We start from the raw sequence: 19798 nt of genomic DNA on the forward strand, positions 1-19798 counted from the left end.
TGCCCACCGCTCGGTCCGTGCCCGGGGGTTTACCCCCGGGCACGCGCCCCGGCGCGGAGATCTTCACATCACCCACCCCAGACCAAGACAGCGGTTTGGGATGGTTCCACCACCCGGCACGATACTGGCACTCCTGGGGAACTATCGAACCGCGTGCGCTTCCGCGAACTTTGCCAGGCCGGCGGGGTCGGTGATGGCGACCCAGCGGCGGCCGCTTCGGATCAGTCCGGCGCGGCGGAATTCGCTCAGCACCCGCGAGGCGGTTTCGGTGGTGGTGCCGGTCATCTCGGCGAGGTCCTGTCGTGAGAGGGGCATCTGGATCAGCAGGCCGTGCTCGCTCTCCTCGCCCAGCCGGTCGGCCAGCTTGAGGAGTGTCGCCGCCAGCCGTGCTTCGACCGGGTGCGCGCTCAGGTGCTCGATCACCTCGTGCGCGTCGCGCAGGCGCTCGGCGACGATCTCCAGCGTCGCCAGGGCCACGGTCGGATAGGCGCGGAGAATTTCTGCGAACTGGTCGGCATCGACGCTGAGGAGGCAGCAGGCGGTCTGCGCCTCTGCGGTGTTGGGGTACTCGCGGTCGCCGAGGGTGGCGAGGCTGCCGAAGAAATCGCCCGGTGTGAGGATGTCGAGCAGGACGTTCTGCCCGGCCGGGGTGGGGCGAACCAGTTTCACCTTGCCGACGGCGACGACGTAGAGGCGCGTGGCGGGCTCCCCGGCGAGGTAGACCGTTTCTCCCGGCTGGTAGCCTCGCTCACTGAAGTGCAGGCTGATGCGGTCGATCTCGGCGGGAGGCAGCCCGGCGAAGAACGGGGTCTGGCGCAGGATCTGGCGCTGGAGGTCGAGTGTGCAGAGCTGCGGTTCGATCTCCTCCAGGTCGAGTGGGGTGCGGCGACGGTCGGCCACGGCGCGCCCTCCCTTCTGTACCTGAGGATACCACGCGTGTGATTGACACCGGTCGGAACCGGTCCGTAGCATGGCCGCGATTACCGGCCGAGGGAAAGGGAGGCGAAGTGGCTGAGACGAGACCGGAGATCGACGGGGAACGGTTGCTCGGGGACCTGGAGGCGTTGGCCCGTATCGGCGCGACGCCGCAGGGGGGTGTCAACCGCATCGCTTTCTCGCCGGCCGACCTGGAAGCGCGGCAGTGGGTGGAGGAGGCGATGCGCGCGGCCGGGATGGAGGTGCACCGCGACCCGGCCGGGAACACCATCGGTACCTATCCGGGGCGCGAGCCGGGTCTGGCGCCGATCGCGCTCGGTTCGCACACCGACACGGTGCCCAACGGCGGGCGGTACGACGGGGCGCTCGGGGTGATTGCGGCGCTGGCGAGCGTGCGGGCGCTGCACGCGGCGGGGCAGCGGCTGCGTCACCCGGTGGAGGTGATCAACTTCGTCGCCGAGGAGGCGACGATGGGCGGCGGCACCTTTGGCAGCCGGGCGATGGCGGGGCTGTTCGACCCGGCGTCGATCCACCATGAGGCGGTGGACGGCCGCCCAGTGGCCGAGCACCTGCGGTCGGCCGGGATCGACCCGGAGGCGGTCGCTACCGCAGCCCGGCCGGCGGGCAGCCTGGCGGCGTACGTGGAGCTCCACATCGAGCAGGGGGGTGTGCTCGATAAGGCCGGGGTGCCGGTCGGCGTCGTCGAGGGGATCGTCGGCATCCGGCGCTACACCGCGGTGTTCGAGGGGGAGGCGAACCACGCGGGCACGACGCCGATGGATGGGCGGCGCGACGCGCTCGTCATGGCCGCGCCCTTCGTGCTGGCGGTGCGGGAGATCGCCGTCGCCCACGGCATTGTGGGCACGGTCGGGACGCTGCGGGTCAGCCCCGGCGCATCCAACGTCATCCCCGGCCGGGTGGAGCTGACCGCGGAGATCCGCGGGCTGGACGAGGCGACGCTCGACGCAGCGGAGGCGGCGCTGCAGGCGCGGGCGGAGGCGGACGGCGCGGCCTTCGCGCGGATATCGGCCAAGGAGCCCGTCGTGTCCGACCCGGCGGTCGTGGCGGCGGTCGAGACGGCCTGCCGCGACCTTGGACTGGCCTACCGGCGCATGCCGAGCGGGGCGGGGCACGACGCGATGTGCATGGCGGCGATTACCCGCCAGGGGATGATCTTCGTGCCGAGCCGACGCGGGATCAGCCACTCGCCGGAGGAGTACACCGCGCCGGAGGACTGCGTGACCGGTGCGCGGGTGTTGCTCGGCACGCTGCTCGCGCTCGACGCCGCGCTCGACTCCACCGGGGAGGGCTAGCACAGCCGCGATCATCCATTGCGCCGCGCGCGGCGTAGTGCCGGTAAGGGCCGTTCGGGGGCGCGGCAAGGCGGAACAGTGCCGCGCCCCGCTCGAGACGGGGAGGGCCGGTGCTGCGGGGCTGGCTGGCTGAAACCGCGCGTCGCGCACCGCGCGGCGATGCGATCACGCGCGGCTGGGCGGTGGTGACCGGCGGCAGCGCCGGTCGCTTGCTTCTGGGCTTCGTCTCCAGTGTGCTGCTGGCCCGCGCGCTCGGCCCGGCCGGGCTCGGCGTCTTCAGCGTCCTCGGCGCCGTGACCCTGCTGGCCGGAGCGGTGGCCGACTTCGGGGTGAGCAACGCGGCTGTGCGCCGCATCGCTGCCGTCTGGCCGGCCGACCGACCGGCTGCCGTTGCAAGGGGTCAGGCCTTCTTCTGGGTCCGGATGGTGCTGGCGCTGGCGACGGCTGCCCTGGTGGGGCTGCTGGCCGCTGGGCCAATCGGGGCTTCGCTGCACCTGCCGCGCGACGCCACGCTCATCTGGCTGGCGGTGCTGGGTGTGCCGGCGACGGCGTTGAGCGGCGCGGTGACCGTGCTGCTCCAGGCCACGGGGCGCTTCGGGCGACTCTCGCTGGTGTTCCTCTTCAATGCCGGGTTGACGACACTGCTGGCAGCGGCGCTGTGGCTGCTCGGCTGGCTGACGGTGGGGACCGCGCTCGGCGTTCTGGGCATCGGCACCTCGCTGGCATCGTTCGTGGTGGCCCGGCGCCTCCTGGGACCGGGCTGGCCGCTGCGCCTCCCCGGGTGGGCGACGCTGTGGGTGGAAGCGCGGCACCTGCTCGGCTTCGGGGTGTGGCTCTGGCTGGCGAGCCTGTTCGGGCTCGCAGCGGCACGGCTCGACCTGCTACTGGTCAACCGCTGGGTCGACCCGACGGCCGTCGGCACGTATGCGCTGGCGACCAACCTGGCGAGCAAGGTGGAGATCGTCAACCACAGCCTGTACACCGTGTTGCTGCCGGTGGCGGCGACGCTGCGCGGGCGCCCGGCTGTCCGCCGCTACGTACGGGACAGCCTGCTGCGCGCTTCGGCCGCCGGGCTCGCGCTGGTACCGGCCGTGGCGCTGGCTCGTCCGGCGATCGTGCTCGTGTACGGCGCGGACTACGGCGGAGCGGCGCCCCTCCTTCAGGGACTGCTGATCGTGACGCTGCTCGAGATCGTCGCGACGCCGCTACTGCTCCTGACCATCACCGCCGACCGGCCGCGAGTGTTTGCCGGAGCCGAGGGGCTGCGCGCCGCCGTGCTCCTGGGTGTCGGAGCCTGGCTGATCCCGGTTTTCGGACCGGGCGGGGCTATCGCCGCCCGGTTGATCGCCCGGGCGGTGTCGGTGGCGGTGGCGCTCGCTCTGCTGGCGCGGCGTGGGTCGGCACTGGTGCCGGATAGCGCTGGCCCGGCGCCTATGCCCGGTCGTGGGGAGGGCACGGGCACCTAGGGGTCTGGTAGAGCTTCTCCAAGGCGGCAACGGTGTGCGCCATCGTGTAGCGCGACGCCACGGCCTCCAGGGCTGCGCGACGCATGGCGTGGCGTTGTGCCGGGTCGGCGAGCACGTCGCGCAGCGCGGCCGCCAGCGCGGCCGGGTGTCCCGGCGGCACCGTGCGCGCCGCCGGCCCAAGGTCGGGCAGCATCCCGACGGCGGTCCCCACGACCGGCAGTCCGCACGCGGCAGCTTCCAGCACCACCATCGCCTGGGCCTCGTAGCGCGATGACAGCACGAGCAGATCGGCCGCGCGGTAGAGCGCGGGCAGGCAGTCGTGCGCGACGGCACCGCGGAACGTGATCCGGTCCCCGATTCCGAGCCTGGCTCCCAGCGCGTCGAGGTCGCTCCGCAGCGGGCCTTCCCCAACGATGTCCAGGTGGAGGCCGGGGAAGGACCGCGTCAAGAGAGAGCAGGCGCGGAGCAGTGTCGCCTGATCCTTGACCGGCACCAGCGAGGCGACATGGAGCAGGCGGGGTCCGTCGCTCCGGCTCGGGGTCGCGGCCGGGGTGAAGAGCTCGGTGTCGACCCCGAGCGGCAGCAGCGTGGGCCTCCGGTGCGGGACGTGTCGCGCTGCGAGGTGCGCCAGCGTGGTCGACCCGGCGGTGACATGGGTCGCGCGTCGCAGTGCCACCCGGGCCAGCCAGCGGTTGAGCCGGCTCGCCTGACCACCGTACCCGATGTCCCGCAGGTGTACCAGTTCACCCCCGGCGAGTGAGACGACGGTCGGGATGCCCAGCCGGTGCCCGGCGGCGACGGCGACGAAGCCCGGCTCATCCGCCCAGAGGGCGTGCAGCACGTCGAACGGCTCGGTGTGGTGCGCTCGCACCACGGTGGCCATGGCGCGGCGCAACAGGGGCAGCCGCGCCGCACCGCGGGCGTTGCCGCCTCCAATGGGAAAGACCGCAGCCTGATCTACAACATACGGGCGAGCCGCGAAGGGGTAGCGCAGCGGGAAGACCCGCACGTCGTGCCGGGCCGCGAGGGCACGGACGAGCGTCAGCAGCACTGGGATCGCCCAGTCTCGATCGCTGGCACTGAATGCTGGAAGGATCAGCCCGATCTTCATCCATCCCCGCTCCCCTGCGTGTGGGGCGCGCCCCGACGTGGACGTCCGGGGTTCCGTCCATTGCCGGGATCGCGCCCCACCGGTATACGTGCGAGGCAGCGGGATGGACGGGGGGCGGGGACAGCTCAGGCGTGGTGCGCGGTGGGATCACTCGGGTGGTGGCGGGAACAGATCCAGACCGAAGCTGTCGGCATCCGGCCACTCCAGTTCCGGCCAGTCCTGTCCCTCGGGTGGGTAGCGCAGGGTGATCCGTACCTTGCCGTCGGGGCCCTCGACGTAGGGCCGGAAGATCAGCGGCTCCGGACCCTCCATCACCTCCAGTTCGTCCAGGAACCGGCTGGTGAAGCGGGCCAGACCGCCGAGCACGAGCGTGAATGCAACGGCCTCGCGCTCGTTCAACGGTCGCGCCTCAAGCGTCCCTGTGGTTACCCGGTGGAATGCCGGGATCATGAGTTGGTTGGCGAGCTTGAGCCTGCGCGCCTGGATCCACTCGACATAGGTGGGGTCGACCTCGTCGGGTGTCTCGTAGAAGCAGATGAGACTGTCACGGATGAGGTCCGCGGGATTGGAGCCGGGAACGGTGCCGGGCGGCAGCATGTCTCGGACCAGCTCGCGGACGGCCTCGGGTGGCAGGTCGTCCAACGGTGCGCCGAGCTGGCGCATGAAGGCGATGGCTTCATCCACCATGTCGTCGTCCGCCATCGCTGCCTGACCTGCGTTCATCATGGCCTCCAGGTCGTCCATGGCGAAGTAGCAGGCGACGCCCGTCATCACCCCGGCACCGCCGAGCACACTGGCGTAGACGCGCTCGACCCCCGGCGCGGGGCCGTACTCACCGAGGTCGATGGCGACAGGTGGGAAGTCGGGGAGGAGCTCCCAGGGGGCTTGCCGGGCGCAGCGCGCGGCGGCCTGATAGAGCGGGGGGAGGACGCGCTCCGCGATGTCCCACGTGAAGGGCTCCGGCGGTCCCTGGCTCAGGTCAGCGTCCATGGCGTCCGAGAGCGCGGCGTAGGCGTCCTCGAATCGGGGCAGATGCGCCGCCAGCTCCACCGGGACATCGGCTGGAGCGAGCAGGGACCGGGCAGCCGCTGCCAGCTCCGGATCGTCGACGACCACCTTCGCCGGGCGGCCGCGCTGCGGTGTGCGGCCGCTCAGGGGCTGGTTCGGGGAGTGCATCGCCTCCACCAGCACGTCCAGCGCCTGGCTGCGCCCGGCGTCGGTCGTCTCCTTCGGGCTGATCAACCGGCTCGCACGGACGTAGCCGGTTGCAGCATCGACCCAGATCGCGACGAACGGCTGCAGCGTCTCTCCGCCTTCGCGGAACCAGACGCCGAGTGGCCGGACGCCACCCTCGATGACCAGGCTCGGTTGACGGGCGAGTTGTGTCAGGCGCTTGATGGTGGCGGGCTGCTTGGACTGTGGCACTGGAGAGCCTCACTTCCTGATTCGGATGGCGGATGAGGGTGGCCCAAGGGGATACGCAACTGGCCGCGACGGAGCGGGGACGGCAGCGCGCCATTGCGCCGCATGTCCATCATGCGTGCGGAATCCGTGCCGCGCAACCCGAACGTGCAGGTGATCCGCGTGAGGAATCAGCTGGCGTAGAGGGACCAGGATCGCGGAACTGTGGGCCGCGCGGCCTTGTGGCGGTACATGCGCTGGTCGGCCACGGTGATCAGCTCGACCGGCCGGTCACCGTCGGCAGGGTACGCAGCCGCGCCGAGCGAGATCGACGGTAACGGCAGCGTCCGGCCGTTTGCCTCGAACGTGCCGGAGGCGATGGCCTCAATCAGACGGTCGCCGAAGCGCACGGCCTCGGCCTGGTCCATCCCGGGGAGGATGATGGCGAACTCATCGCCGCCGCAGCGTGCGACCGTGTCCTGGCGGCGGCACTCATGCCGCAGCGTCGCGGCGATCGCGCGCAGGGCGGCGTCGCCCGTGATGTGGCCGTGCGTGTCGTTGGTGGCCTTTAGCCCGTCGACGTCGATCATGATGACGGCCAGCGGTTCATCGTTCGCCTTCGCGGCGTTGAGCGCCTCCTCCAGCCGCTCGTAGAGCGTCCGGTGGTTCGCGACGCCGGTCAGGCTGTCGAGCATGGCACTGCGCTTGACCTGATCGTGCAGTTGCGCCACCTCGATGACCTGCGCCAGTTGCTGGGCGATGATCGTCAGGAGCGCCTCGTCGTTCTCGGTGAAGACGCCCACGCGGCGGCTCTCGAGGCTGATCACCCCGATGGTACGACCGTCAATCGCGAGCGGCACCGCCAGCGCCGAGCGCATCGGCGAAGTCGCCATGCTCATGGTACGAACGTCGTTGTGGGTATCGGCGACACGCGCCGGCGTCTGGTAGCGCGCCACCCAGCCGACCAGCCCCTGACCGGCAGGGACGCGGACCCCGGTGACGGCACCCGGTCCCGGCGTCTGTCCGAGGAGGTCGCCCGTCTCCGGATCGACCAGGTAGAGCTCCAGGTGGCCGACGCCGATCTCGCGTCGGAGGAGGTCGGTGACGTCGGTGATGAAGGCGCTGAGGTCGGTTACACCACCGATCATCTGAGCGACCTTGTAGACGATGTGCATTGCCCGGGCGTCGACCGCGGTGATGCGCCCGGCCATCGGGTCGCGGTTCGGCAGTACCACCGGGGAGACGTTCTGCTGGGGATGCTCCGGCCAGTCGCCCCGGTCGAGCGTCCGCAGGAAGGCGGCAACGACGCGCGGGTTGAACTGGGTGCCGCTGCAGCGCAGGATCTCAGCCCGTGCCGGTTCGCGCCCCGGAGCCTTGCGGTACGGCCGGTCGGTCGTCATGGTGTCGTAGGTGTCCGCGACGGCGATGATCGCTGCCCCGAGCGGGATGTCGTCGCCGCTCAACCCATCGGGGTACCCGCTGCCGTCGTACCACTCATGGTGGTGCCGCACGAGGGGCACCAGCGGCATCAGGGCGAGGTTGTCCGCAAGGATCTTCGCCCCAAGGGCCGCGTGCTCCATGATGAGTGCGCGCTCGTCGGGGTCGAGGCGCCCGGGCTTCTGCAGCACCAGGTCGGGCACGCCGATCTTGCCGATGTCGTGCAACAGGCCGGCCAGCTCGATCGTCTCGACCTCAAGCTGCGGCAGACCCAGCTCGACGGCGATGGCGCGGGCGTAGGCCGCCACGCGCTCCGAGTGGCCGCGCGTGTAGGAATCCTTGGCGTCGACCGTCGCCGCCAGCGTACGGATACCGGAGAGGTAGAGATCGCGCATGCGGCCGTAGAGCTGAGCGTTCTCGGTCGCGATGGCGAGCTGGTTGGCGACGGTGCTCAGCAGCGCCTGGTCCTCGCTGGTGTAGGGGAGATCCACCCGCTTCGGGCCCAACGTGAGCAACGCCACAGCCTGACCCTTGTTGATCAACGGGACGATCAAGGCTTCGTCGGCCGGATCCACGTCCAGGTTCTGCACCGGACCTTCCGCCTCCTGCACGGCCTCCACCACCGAGTGGTGCGGGCCGAGGGTCTGGTCTTCCGGGTCAGGCTCAATGCCGACCCAGGTCCAGAGGTGGTAGGAGCGCATTGCCGGGTCGTAGAGGTAGAGCCGGACGTGGGTGGCGCCCATCGTCTGGGAGATCAACTGCACAGTGGAGTCGGCCAGCTCATCCGGATCCAGGATGCCGTTCATGCGCTGGCTGAACTCCAGGAGTTGCTGTCGGTAGTCGTAGCTGCGGCGGTCGAAGAGCCGGTCAATCTGGCGCTGCACCGCGTGGCGCAGGCGATCGCCACCGAGGGCGAAGACGGCGCTCATGATCGCCACAGCGACGACGCTGCTGGCGCCGGTCTGGTCCTTGGCGAACAGGGTGGCCGCGAAGAGGAGCAGCGCGTAGGCGCCGGTGATGAGTGCCACCAGGGTCGAGTAGACCACCCCGCGCCGGATGTAGAGCCGCAAGTCCATGATCTGGTAGCGCAGGATGGCGTAAGCGAAGGAAGCGGGGAGCAAGATGAGTGCGTGGAGGGTCACCTCAGGCGACACGATGTCCCGGCCGAGTACCAGCCGAGGGATCAGACTCAACGTGAGGAACGGGGCAACGGCGATCACGCTCCCCAGCATGACGATTCGGAGTTGGACTCGCTCCCGTCCAGCCCTTGACTTCCACCAGCTATACAGAAAAGCGGTCGCTGCTATGGCGAGACAAGCGCCGTAGTACGCATAGAAAATCGGTTGCAGTTGGAAATAGACATTGGAATTCACCGCCGTCGTAGCGACGAACAGGGCCGATACCGGCAGAGATGAAATCGGAACCACACTCGGCGAAACGCTCCGTCCACCGACGAACACACGTCGGTTGACGGGGAAAACAAGCGAAAGGTAGGCGACGCTGCTCAGAGCTAACGGCAAGAAGATCCCATGGAGCACCAGCGCCGGCCGCCATTGCCAGTATCCGGCGACACTTACGATGATCTCAATGGCGCCGGCATAACAGACCAGGGCAAGCGCGAAGGGCGCTGTCCCTCGCCCGTAGAGGAAGGCTATCAACCCCAGGAGGACCGCACTCGCGCTGATAATGGCAAAGGAAACGCGGTTCGGTGCGCGCGTGGCCGCATCTGCGACAAACGGCTCCGTTCCTGCTGCAGGTTGGATCTCTACGCGCGACGACTGCTCGATGGCCAGCGCTTCGGATGGCTCCCCAGTCGTCAGCCCGGTCCCGTCAACCCCGATCACGCTGTCGCCGGGCTGGATGGGAAGTTCCGATGCGGGACTGATCGGAGAAACCCGTGTCACGCGCCATTCACTGGTGGTCGTGTCCCAGGCAACGGACAGACCAAGCCGGGGCGGCTCCGACGTGTTCCACATCACGAGGAACAGCACGATGAGGTACGCGGAGAGACAACCGCCCGCGATCCAAAGCCGGTGCCTGAGGTTGAAATTCACGATGGCTGTGCCCACCTTGTCGCGGCTCGGTGTCCACTTCACGGGTCAGCCTACCAGTTCTCGGAGCTCACTAATGCACTGCCCTCGTTGTGCGAGGCGCTCCAGTGCGTCCAGTGCCGCTTGTCGTTCAAGACCAATGACGACCTGGGTGAATGCGAGCGCGGCCTGCCCCTGATCCTCCCCGGTCAGTACGCCGGGAATGGTTCGAGCAGCATTGCTGCCATCCTGGAAGGCCCGAACCACTGTGCGCTTCTGCAGGCGGACGTCGCTCTTGGTAATCGTATCCAAAGCGTCCTGTGCGTCGTTAGCCAACTGCCCCATCGTGCCCAAATGGCGTCCAAACTCCGCATAGATATCCAGAAGTTCCGTGTTCTCGGTCCCGCACATGGCTCCGAGACGACAGGCGACTGCGCCAAGTTCGCCTGCTTTGCTCCTGGCAATCTCAAATGCCTTATTCACGTCGACCGAAGCGAGACCCTCACTAGCTAGATCCATGTGTTGGCCCGCCGCAGCTTTCAGCGCGTACTGGGAGAGCGTTCGACAGAAGTCCGGCACGCGATGCGCGGGGATCTCGGTGCCACCGAGCCTAGCCAGACACTCTTGGGCTAGCATCAAGAGCGCGCTAGCCACGTTGGCAGCCTGACCTAGACTGGAGGCCGTGACCACCGCCGAAGCGTCACCATCCTCGATCTCATCGAAGAGATCGGCCGCAGCAACAAAAAGCTCCACTGCTGCCGCTACTCGAGCGGTCGCGGCCTGTGCACCTCCCGCTGCCCGCGACGCTGCACATACCAACATTACCCAGCGCGGGGACGGTGCTCCCCCCAAAACCTTTCCGGGCTGGCGGAGCGGCAGGTAAAGCAGATCGCGGAACGAATCCGGCCCGGAGTTCTCATCAATGGCGGTCCGAATCTCTTGACCGACCAGTGAGAAAAGCTCCGGGCACATACGATCTCGTTTCTTAGAGCGCGTTCACTACAGGGGGGCTATGCCCACCACCCCAACGTCCCGATCGGGGCGGCGTTGAACTTGGGGCCGCTGGCGAGCTGCAGGCAGAGCTTGCTCAGCGCCGCATGCTCAGCAGCACCCAGGCGGTACTCGCTCAGCGCCGCCGCCGAATCCTCGATCGCACGGGCACGGAACTCTGCGTCGGTGAAAAGACGTCGCACGACAGTCTCAACGGTTCGTAGATCCACGGTAACCTCCCTTGAACCAAAGCGGATACGTTGCCCCTATTGTACCGTATCCAACCCAACTGTACGCAAGACTTTCCCAGCCTGCCTACTACCAAAAGGTCATCTCCGCGGCGGGGAGGATTGTCTGACCTGATCAATTGCCGCGCCGGCTGTGCGCTGCGGCGCATGTGGGCCGACATGCGTCACGGCTCATCGCTCACTCCCTGCCCCTCCCCCAGTCGCGAAACGTGGAGAAGGACGCGACGACCGATATGTACAACGCACCACGCATGCCGGAAGATGAGGTGTGTATGGCGCTTGAGGGGTGATGTGGGATTCAGAACCCCGCCGTCTCTGGGCGCTGGTAGGCGATCAGGCGCTGCAGCACCTGCAGTTCCCACGGGTGCCGGTACCACCGGAGGTGGTAGCGCCAGGCGCTGACGGCCCGCAGCAGCCAGCGCCAGCGGCGACGCAGCCGGGCATCGGTGATCGTGGGGTAGTAGGCGTTCAGCACGCGCTCGAAGTCATGCACCTGACGTCGCAGGGGGTCGTCGAGCCAGGGCATGTGCGCGCTGCGGCGCTGGGCGAACTCCTGCCACTCGGGACTGATCCATTCATCCAGCGTCTCGGGGAAGCGGAAGCCGCTCACCTTGGCTTGCTCGTACAGTTCTCCGGCCAGCGGCACCGGGGTGTACATGTAGAAGATGATCTCGGCGTCCGGGTTGACGCGCTTGACGGTGCGGATGAAGTCGAGCGTCTGGCGCACGTCCGCTTCCGGGTCGGGTGGGTTGCCGAGGACGAAGGAGAACTCGGGCACGATGCCGTAGCGGCGCATCTTCTCGGCGATGGCGAGGGTCTTCTCGGTCGAGGCGCTCTTGCCCTTGTTCATGCGCTGTAGCGTCTCATCGGATCCGGACTCGGCGCCGAGGAAGACCATGCGCAGGCCCGAGTCGCGCATGAGTTCCCAGGTGCAGTCGGAGTACTTCCACAGCGTGTCGATGCGCCCCTCGCCCCACCAGGCGATGCCGAGGCTCCGGATCCGCTCGGCGAACTCGGCGGTGCGCGCCTCGTGGACGAAGAAGTTGTTGTCGTAGAACTCGACGGCGTCGACGCCCCATTCCTCCACCAGCCGGCTGGCGACCGACGCGGTGCGCTCGGCCGACTGGGCGAACCAGCGGCCGTTCACCATATTGACCACCGCGCAGAAGTTGCAGAAGAAGGGGCAGCCGTAGCTGGAGTGGTGTGGCAGCGTGCGGCGGCCGAGGAAGGTGGGGCGGACGTAGCGCGCCATCTCCACGCGCTGGTAGGGATAGTCGGGGAGCCGGTCGGGGTGGGGGATCGGCGGCATCCCGGTCGTGACGATCTCCCCGCTCTCGGGGTGGCGATAGGCGAGGCCGGGAATCGTGGACGGATTGGTGCCGTCGTGGAGTGCGTCGAGGAGGGCGACGAAGGTCACCTCGCCGTGCCCGCGGACGACGTAGTCGACGAACTCGGCGCGCAGGCAGACCTCGTAGTGCTGGGTCGGGAAGTAGCCGCCCCAGACGATGGTCAGCCCCGGATGCCGGGCTTTGATCCGGCGGCAGAGGGGGACCGCGTGGCTGAGCTGCGGACCCGGCATGACCGTGACGCCGAGGACGCGCGCCCCGGTCTCGCGGATGGCGCGGTCCAGGGCGGCCTCCGGGTCGGGCTCGAGGTTGCCGTCGACGATCTGGTAGTCGTAGCGGCCCTCCAACAGAGCGCCGAGGGCCAGGAGAGACATCGGGAGCACCGGCTTGCGCCGGGCGTTGCTGGGAGGGTTGTAGAGGATCAGCATCGGTTCCCAGCCCTTACCCTGGACCCCTCTCGCCGTCTGGGGAGAGGGGAGACGATTGCGGTGCGGTAATCCGGTAAATCCGTAGCACCTCGTTGACGAGGTCCCGCTCGGCGATCACCTCGATCGCCAGACCCGCGCTGGCCGCGGCACGGAGGAAACCGGGTGCGTCGCCATCGGACGAGAGGATCACGAGGGCACTGGCCCCCGGTGCCAGGTGCGCCGCCAGCCCGGCGGCGAAGCGCTCGGCGACGTCCTCAGAGCGCCACGCTCGATCGGCGTCGTCGCGCGGCGTGCCCCGGTAGAAGGGCGGGTTGAACAGCACGAGGTCGAAACGCTCGCCCGCGACCGGGGCGAAGAGGTCACCCTGTCGCACCTCGACTCGGTCATTGACTCCGTTGGAGGCAGCGTTGATCTGGGCGCAGCGCACGGCGGCAGGGTTGATGTCGACGGCGACGACCCGCGCCGCGCGGCGGGCGGCGACGATCGCGCCCACGCCGGAGCCGGTGCCGAGGTCGAGCACGCTGCCGCCGAGTGGGACGAAGCTTTCCGCCACCTTGGCCAGGTACGCACCGGTGCGGAAGAGCACCGGGTTGAAGACGCCGGGCAGGACGACGATGTCGCGGCCCGCGACGCGCTCCAGGCGTGCGCGGTCGAAGCGGTCCCAGCCGAGGAGGCGTGCGCGCCAGCGTAGCCAGCGGCGCCAGAGCGCGCGGGTCGCGCGGCTGTGGCGGGCGACCGGCGGACCACCAGGCAACGGTTCGGCGCGCTCCCCGGTAATCACGAGGAACCGGGCCGGTTCGCGGCGGCCCCGGAGCCGGGCCTTCCAGTGTCGGAGCGCCCAGTGCCAGCCGTACCATGGCTCGTGGGTGCGCCAGCGGAGTCCGAGCGCGGCCGCGAGCGAGTCGAGCCGAGCGACGGTCAGGAACCCCTCGCTCGGTAGGCTGTTGGAGGGGAAGCCGAAGCGACGCTTGAAGTCGGCCTCCCGTTCCCGCAGCATCTGCTCGCCGCTGCGTGCATCCCGGTAGACCGGCGAGTCGAGGATAACGACCTGCCCGTCCGGCCCCAGCACGCGCAGCACCTCCGGCAGCGTCGTCGCGTAGTCCGGGGAGTAGTGGAGCGACGCGTTGAAGATGACGAGGTCGGCCTGGCCGTCGGCGAAGGGCAGGCGGTCGAACTCGGCCTGGACCGGCGTAAAGACCGCGTCGTAGTGGACATAAGCTCCGAGGCCGTCGCGCAGGTCGGTGAGGAGGTCCACGGCCACGACGGTATGCCCGCGGCGCGCCAGGCGGTAGCTGAGCCAGCAGTTGCCCGCGCCGAGGTCGAGGATGCGCAGCGGTCGGCGCCACCGGGTCTCCAGGGGCGGGAGGACGCGGTTGACGAGCGCCTGGTAGCTGACGGCGCGGATGCGCCAGTCGTCCACGAACCGGCCGGTCAGGTCGTGGAAGGGGAGGGCGCGGTAGAAGCTGGGGTCGTCGTCGCCGCGACCCTCCGCACGGCGCACGGCGGCGTACTCGGCCATGAACTGGGCGAAGCGCGCCTCGCGCTCGGGCAACAGGAAGCGCCAGATCCCGTCCTCGTTCGGGAAGCGGTCTCCCTCGACGAGGCAGCGAACGGCGTCGTCCCCGTCCGGTACCAGCGGCGCGCGGCAGCGGGGGCAGGCGAGGGTGAGGTCGCTGATCCGCGAGGCAGTCGTTGCTTGCTCGCCCGCAATCATGCTTGATCCTCCCGGTCCAGCCCCGTAGCCGCTGGAGCGCACCGCCGCTCCAGCACCATCAGGTAGTGGTCGGCGAGCCAGGGCCAGGGGAACCGGCCGGCGATGCGGCGCTCGAGGGCGGCCAGCCGGGTGAACGCGCGTGGCTGGCACTCCACCAGCCCGGCTAGATACGAGGGCGGGAGCAGGACGCCGATACCGACGGTGCGGACATGCCGGAAAGCGGGGGCAAACTCGGCGCGCAGCCGACGGGGCGTGGGATACCAGACACGCACGGAGGTCCCGCCGCCCGTGTGGGCCAGGGTGCCGTCCCGGCCTGCAGTCAGGCGCCGGACCGCGCGCCGCGGCTGGCCGCGCGCCATGTGCCAGCCGATCTCCCAGGGGCAGAGCGGCCCCATCAGCACCAAGACCAGCCGCCCACCCGGCCGGATCCAGGCGGCGAGGGTGGACGCGAGCCGTCGCCGGTCGGGCAGGCAGTTGAGCGCGCCGAACGACGAGAAGGAGCCGTCGATGCCGTCCGGCCCCCGCCAGGACGCGGGCAGCGACAGCGGGTGCTCACGTAGGTCGACCTGAGCGAGATGGACACGCTCGGCGACCCCGGCGTCCGCCGCCTTCTCGCGTGCCACGGCAATCATCCCGGCCGAGACATCGGTCGCGAGCACGTCGATACCGCGCTGAGCCAGGCGCACGGCGTCCTCGCCGGTGCCGCAGCCCAGGTCGAGGACGCGGTCGCCCGGGTGGAAGGCGGCGTCAAGGTGCTCCCAGACGGCGGCCCGCAGGAGACGCCCGAGCGTGCGGTGCGTGAAGACCGCGTCGTAGCTCGGGGCTGCGGCGTCGAAGGGTGCGGCGGGCGCAGCCATCACTGCCCTCGCTCTACCTCGTGCTGGGTTACCAGCATCCCCAGCCGGCCGATGCGTGCATTGACCATCGCCTTGGCGAGGCGCCGGTAATCGGGCTGCGCCTGCTGGCGCTCCCGGTGCGCCGCTACCTCGTTGACCATCCAGCGCGTGGCGAATTGGTAGAAGCGGCGCGAGTGGCGCCCGGCCACGGTGAAGTCCCGGTCGGACCCTTCGTCCCATGGCCTGAGCGGGATGATGCGGTCCTTGACCATCTCGTAGTACGGCGTGTTCTTGATCGGGTAGGCGACGGTCGTGAGGAACACGTCGGGGTTGGACGCCTTCAGGTGCTCGACCGTAGCCTCCAGGTCGGGCATCTCCTCCCCCTCGTAGCCGAGCATGATGAACATGCCTGCCTCGATGCCGTGGCGCTGGAGCAGATGCACCATCTCCCGCACCCGCTCGGCCTTGGTGCGCCGTCGCATGGCGTCGAGGATGCGCTGCGAGCCGGACTCGGCGCCGATCCAGATGCGGAAGGCGCCCATCTCCTTGAGGGTGCGGATGATCTCCTCGTTCAGCCGGTCCTCGCGCGAGATCGTCTCGAACGGGATGTTGATACCCCGGCGCTTGAGCTCGGCGGCGTAGCGGAAGAACCAGCCCTTGTGGATGGTGAAGACGTCGTCGGCGTACCAGACCATGTCGGGCTGGTAGGTCTCGATGATGTGTTCCAGCTCGTCGGCGACGTTCTCCGGAGAGCGGCGCCGGTGGCTGTAGCCGTAGACAGCGTGGCTGCACCAGGTACAGGTGTAGGGGCAGCCCCGGGCGGTGATGAGCGACACCGAGCCGAGCCCGTGGTGCTCACGCCAGGTGCGCACGTAGCGCGGGATGTCGATCGCCGCGCGGTCGGGGAAGGGGAGCTCGTCCAGTTTGGGAATGTATGGCCGCGGCTCGGTGCGGACCAGTTGGCCGTCCCCGTTGCGGTAGACGATGCCCTGGATGTGCTCCATACCGTTCGGCCCGTAGCGGGCCAGGTGCGGCAGCAACTCCTCGAGCGTCAGTTCGCCCTCGCCAATGACCACCACGTCGGCCCCGCGCGCGAGGTACTCCTCCGGGTAGTTGGCCGGCTCCGGCCCACCGGCGATGACCGTGGCGCCGACCGCCTTGGCCGCCTTCATCGTCTGGATGACCCGCGGGCGGGTCATCAGGTTGGCGTACACGCCGACGACGGGCGGCCGCTCCCGCTCCAGGTACGCGCGCTGCTCTTCGGGGCTGCTGAAGGTGGAGTCGAACACCTTCACGTCGAACCCGCGCGACTTCAGGTAGGCCGAGATGTAGAGGATGCCGAGGGTGGGGTAGGGCTTCATGACCTGCAACTCGTGCGGGTCCTGGAAGAGGAAATAGCCGTGGGTCAGCAGGATATCCATGGTGCCTGATGCCCTCCCTCTGGCGTCGTCGCGGCAGCCCCGGCGTTCTGACCGTCTCCCCTACGGCTGCCGCGGGAACACGTGGTCGGCGCTCCTGACGGGCCGCTCAGTCTCCTTCAGCCGGTGCCTGCGGCGTCGGGATGGCTGCCTCCTCGGGCGAGATGGTCGGTGGCAACGGCCCCACCCCCTGGTGCGGTACTTTCTCCAGCCGGTCGAGGCGGCGGCGCTCCAGCGGCAGCGTCGCGGCGTAGAAGGCCGCTGCGGCTGCCATGCGCAGATGGCGGCGACGGAGCTGGCCCGGCCGCTGCGCCAGCCCCCGGAGCACGCGCCAGTGCTTGCGCATCCGGAACTCCTTGTGCACCACGACGTGGAGTTGCCGGTAGAACTCAGTGGTGAACGGACCGCGGTAGAGCATGGCCAGGTCGTTGGAGTCGAGCCAGTTCTGCTTGACCCCGAGCTGATCCTTGACCCGCTCGTGGAACGGGGTCCCCGGCAGCGGGTAGGCGACCGAGACGCCGATGTCGTCCGGCTGGCAATCGCGCACCATCTGTAGGGTCAGCTCGATATCAGCGCGCGTCTCACCGGGGTAGCCGAACTGGAGGAAGAATCCGACCTGGATCCCCGCCGCGTGCAGGCGCCGGGCCACTTCCACGATCTGCTCGACCTTCGTCCCCTTCTCCATCGCGTCGAGGATGCGCTGCGAGCCGGACTCGGCTCCGACCCAGACGATCTGCGCACCCGCGCGCGCCAGCGCCTCGATCGTGTCGCCGCGGAGCAAGAGGTCCACCCGGTGCAGGCTCTTGAAGGGGGTGCGGACGCCGAGCCGCTCGACTTCGTCCGCGTAGCGCTGGAGCCAGCCCGGCTTGAGGCCCATGATGTCGTCGACGAACCAGATGTGGTCGGGCTGGTAGTTGTCGCGCAGCCACTTCAGCTCGGCTGCGACGTTCTCCGGGCTGCGGGCGTTGTAGCGCTGGCCCCAGATCGGCTTCGCGCACCAGTTGCAGTGGAAGGGGCAGCCGCGGGTGGTGACCATGTTCATCGAGAAATACCCGTGCCGCCGTAGCCAGATGTCGCGGTAGCGCGGCACATCGACCAGGTCCCACGCCGGGAACGGCAGCGCGTCGAGGTCGCGGATATCCGGGCGGCGTGGGGTGCGCTTGACCCCGTCGGGCTGTGTCGGATCGGGGTAGGCCAGCCCCAGGATCCCCTCCAGCGGCTGGTCGCTCCGGCCGGTCAGGTGGTCGAGCAGTTCGGCCAGCGTGTACTCCCCCTCGCCGAGCAGGACGAAGTCGGCCCCGGCTTGCAGGTAGCGCCCGGCATGGTCCGTGGCGTCGGACCCGGCGACAATCACGGTGCAGCCGCGCTCACGCGCGGCGCGGATCATAACGAACGCGGCCTCGCGCATGCGCAGCAGGCACATCTTGGAGAGGTAGTTGAAGTTGTCCTCGTAGAGGACGGCGAAGCGCGGGCGCTCCCGGTCGAGCGCCGCATCCCACTCCGCCTCCGACTCCGCGAGCATGGCGTCGAAGAGCGCCACGTCGTAGCCGCGGGATCGCAGGTAGCTCGCAGCGTAGAGGGTCCCGAGCGGTGGGTAGGGCTGCATCGCCTCCCACAGCTTGGGGTCGAACCGCAGGTAATAGGACTGACCCAGCAGCACCTCGCTCACGTTCCCCACCCCTCGTCGGCATCCAGCAGGTCGAGCGCGCGCAGCCGCTCGGCGTAGGCCGCCAGCGTGCGGTGCCCGTGACCGTCGAAGTGGCCCTTGCACCAGTCGGCCGAGAACGCCGCCTCCCCACCCGGCCCGTGCACCTGGCTCAACCGCCGGATCTTCCGCTCCCGCTCCCAGCGCTCCAGTCGCTCCCCAGCCGGCGAGCGCAACGGAGCTTCGGCCAGCGCGCGGGCGACTGGGTGGACCGGGACGTCGGTCGTCACCAGGGAGGGCGGCCCCTCGGCGTTGGGCAGGAAGCGCGCGGTCCAGTCGTTGAGCCGTCGCAGGCGCGTGTAGATCTCCAGTCCGCTGAGCGGCACCATCTGGGTCATCTCATGTGCCGTGTAGAGGTTCCGCTCCTGCAGCACCAGGGCGTGCTCGGAGAGGAGATAGTTGGGGCAGATGATGTCGCCCCCATGGCGGGCGAGGCGGACGATGCCGATGATGAGCGCGCGGCAGAGCCAGAGGCGCCCCGGCTCGGTGACGATCAGGTAGTCGATGTCCGCGCCGTCGTCGACGCTGTCCATCGCCAGCTCGCCGGTGATCCCGACCATGCGCACGAAGGGGAGCCGGGCGATGGCGCGCCCGTAACGCACGGCGCGCGGCCAGACGCGTGCGGCCAGCGCTGCTCGGCGACGGCGCGTCGCGACGATTCCCTCCCGACCCCGGAGCATGAAGTAGCCGTCGTAGGTGGCGATCGCCGCCGGACGGTTCGCCGGGTCACGCAGGAGCGCGTTCACCTCTGCGGGCGTTGCCGCCACGCCGACCAGATACCGGTGCACCTCGGCGGCGGTCAGCGGGTAGTCGAAGACATCGCCGTACGCCACCGCCCGCACGGTTGCGCGCGCCAGTGCGTCGCGATCGACGGTCGACGCAGGCGCGTCCGCGGGCTGTGGAGCCGCGTATGCTGTCTTCGGGATCGCCGCCATGCGCCTCTCCCGCCCCTACCCGATGAACCCGCATCGGTGTCAGTACGAGGAAGCGGGACGATTGGATTGTTTGGGGAGGGATAAATGCGCGGAAATGCCTGCGAAGCTGTCCTGATAGGGCTGCTAGGGCGCATGTCCATCTCAGGGGGTTCGGTCGCTACCCATCAAGTGTGGGCGCGTGTGCGTGCCTGGGTCTCGCCGGTATTCCGGCCGCCCTGTCTCCAACCCGCCACCATGGACTCGTGGGGCTGCGACCCCCTCCGAGACGAGTGGTACAAGGATCCCCGCGCCGAGCGGAGGAACGCGTGAGTGCTGTCCCCCAGCCGGCTGATGGAGTTTGACGAAAGACGGTGGTACATGGGCCGGTCACCGTCGTTCGATCGCTGTCATCCTGAGCAGAGTGGAGTGCGTCGTCCAGCCGTCCCAGGCGCAGCGAAGGGATCCTTCGCTGCGTGGCCGGTTCCACTCGCCTGCCGATGGGACC

At 69.1% G+C, this 19798-nt stretch carries 14 protein-coding genes; 2 read left to right on the top strand and 12 right to left on the bottom strand.

Annotated features, from left to right (window positions below):
- Positions 1 to 141 precede the first annotated feature (141 nt).
- A complete protein-coding gene (locus STHE_RS16980) occupies positions 142 to 900 on the bottom strand; it encodes a Crp/Fnr family transcriptional regulator (RefSeq protein ID WP_012873836.1) in 759 nt (252 codons plus the stop codon).
- Between the two features lie 107 nt (positions 901 to 1007).
- On the opposite strand from STHE_RS16980, the gene STHE_RS16985 reads away from it, so the two are divergent.
- Positions 1008 to 2249 carry a M20 family metallo-hydrolase gene (locus STHE_RS16985; RefSeq protein ID WP_012873837.1) on the top strand — a complete coding sequence of 414 codons (1242 nt, stop codon included), beginning with the start codon at positions 1008 to 1010 and terminating at the stop codon, positions 2247 to 2249.
- A 110-nt stretch (positions 2250 to 2359) separates the two neighbouring features.
- A complete protein-coding gene (locus STHE_RS16990) occupies positions 2360 to 3715 on the top strand; it encodes a lipopolysaccharide biosynthesis protein (protein WP_012873838.1) in 1356 nt (451 codons plus the stop codon).
- Here STHE_RS16990 and STHE_RS16995 read toward each other — a convergent pair.
- The 11 genes from STHE_RS16995 to STHE_RS17050 form a co-directional block, all read right to left on the bottom strand.
- Positions 3681 to 4826 (bottom strand): glycosyltransferase, encoded by a 1146-nt coding sequence (locus STHE_RS16995; protein ID WP_012873839.1) that lies wholly within the window; start codon positions 4824 to 4826, stop codon positions 3681 to 3683. The genes STHE_RS16990 and STHE_RS16995 overlap by 35 nt on opposite strands.
- Before the next feature lie 147 nt (positions 4827 to 4973).
- Positions 4974 to 6251 carry a DUF6930 domain-containing protein gene (locus STHE_RS17000; protein ID WP_012873840.1) on the bottom strand — a complete coding sequence of 426 codons (1278 nt, stop codon included), beginning with the start codon at positions 6249 to 6251 and terminating at the stop codon, positions 4974 to 4976.
- A 167-nt stretch (positions 6252 to 6418) separates the two neighbouring features.
- On the bottom strand, positions 6419 to 9760 hold the full coding sequence (locus tag STHE_RS18335) for a diguanylate cyclase (protein ID WP_012873841.1): 3342 nt from the start codon (positions 9758 to 9760) through the stop codon (positions 6419 to 6421).
- 3 nt (positions 9761 to 9763) lie between these two features.
- Positions 9764 to 10666, bottom strand: coding sequence for a polyprenyl synthetase family protein (locus tag STHE_RS17010; protein WP_012873842.1), 903 nt, complete (start codon positions 10664 to 10666; stop codon positions 9764 to 9766).
- Between the two features lie 38 nt (positions 10667 to 10704).
- A complete protein-coding gene (locus tag STHE_RS17015) occupies positions 10705 to 10914 on the bottom strand; it encodes a hypothetical protein (RefSeq protein ID WP_012873843.1) in 210 nt (69 codons plus the stop codon).
- 316 nt (positions 10915 to 11230) lie between these two features.
- Complete coding sequence (locus STHE_RS17020) at positions 11231 to 12706, bottom strand: B12-binding domain-containing radical SAM protein (RefSeq protein ID WP_012873844.1); 1476 nt, start codon at positions 12704 to 12706, stop codon at positions 11231 to 11233.
- 13 nt (positions 12707 to 12719) lie between these two features.
- Complete coding sequence (locus STHE_RS19285; protein ID WP_012873845.1) at positions 12720 to 14420, bottom strand: methyltransferase domain-containing protein; 1701 nt, start codon at positions 14418 to 14420, stop codon at positions 12720 to 12722.
- Complete coding sequence (locus tag STHE_RS18340) at positions 14417 to 15277, bottom strand: class I SAM-dependent methyltransferase (protein WP_012873846.1); 861 nt, start codon at positions 15275 to 15277, stop codon at positions 14417 to 14419. The genes STHE_RS19285 and STHE_RS18340 overlap by 4 nt, the downstream gene beginning before the upstream one ends.
- Positions 15277 to 16677 carry a B12-binding domain-containing radical SAM protein gene (locus STHE_RS17040; RefSeq protein WP_012873847.1) on the bottom strand — a complete coding sequence of 467 codons (1401 nt, stop codon included), beginning with the start codon at positions 16675 to 16677 and terminating at the stop codon, positions 15277 to 15279. The genes STHE_RS18340 and STHE_RS17040 overlap by 1 nt, the downstream gene beginning before the upstream one ends.
- 106 nt (positions 16678 to 16783) lie before the next feature.
- The gene (locus tag STHE_RS17045; protein ID WP_012873848.1) at positions 16784 to 18343 is read right to left on the bottom strand and encodes a B12-binding domain-containing radical SAM protein; all 1560 of its coding nucleotides are present in this window, start codon (positions 18341 to 18343) and stop codon (positions 16784 to 16786) included.
- Positions 18340 to 19314: a hypothetical protein gene (locus tag STHE_RS17050; protein ID WP_012873849.1), complete on the bottom strand. Its 975-nt coding sequence runs from the start codon at positions 19312 to 19314 to the stop codon at positions 18340 to 18342. The genes STHE_RS17045 and STHE_RS17050 overlap by 4 nt, the downstream gene beginning before the upstream one ends.
- Between the last annotated feature and the right edge of the window lie 484 nt (positions 19315 to 19798).

It is taken from the genome of Sphaerobacter thermophilus DSM 20745, assembly GCF_000024985.1.
Lineage (GTDB): Bacteria > Chloroflexota > Chloroflexia > Thermomicrobiales > Thermomicrobiaceae > Sphaerobacter > Sphaerobacter thermophilus.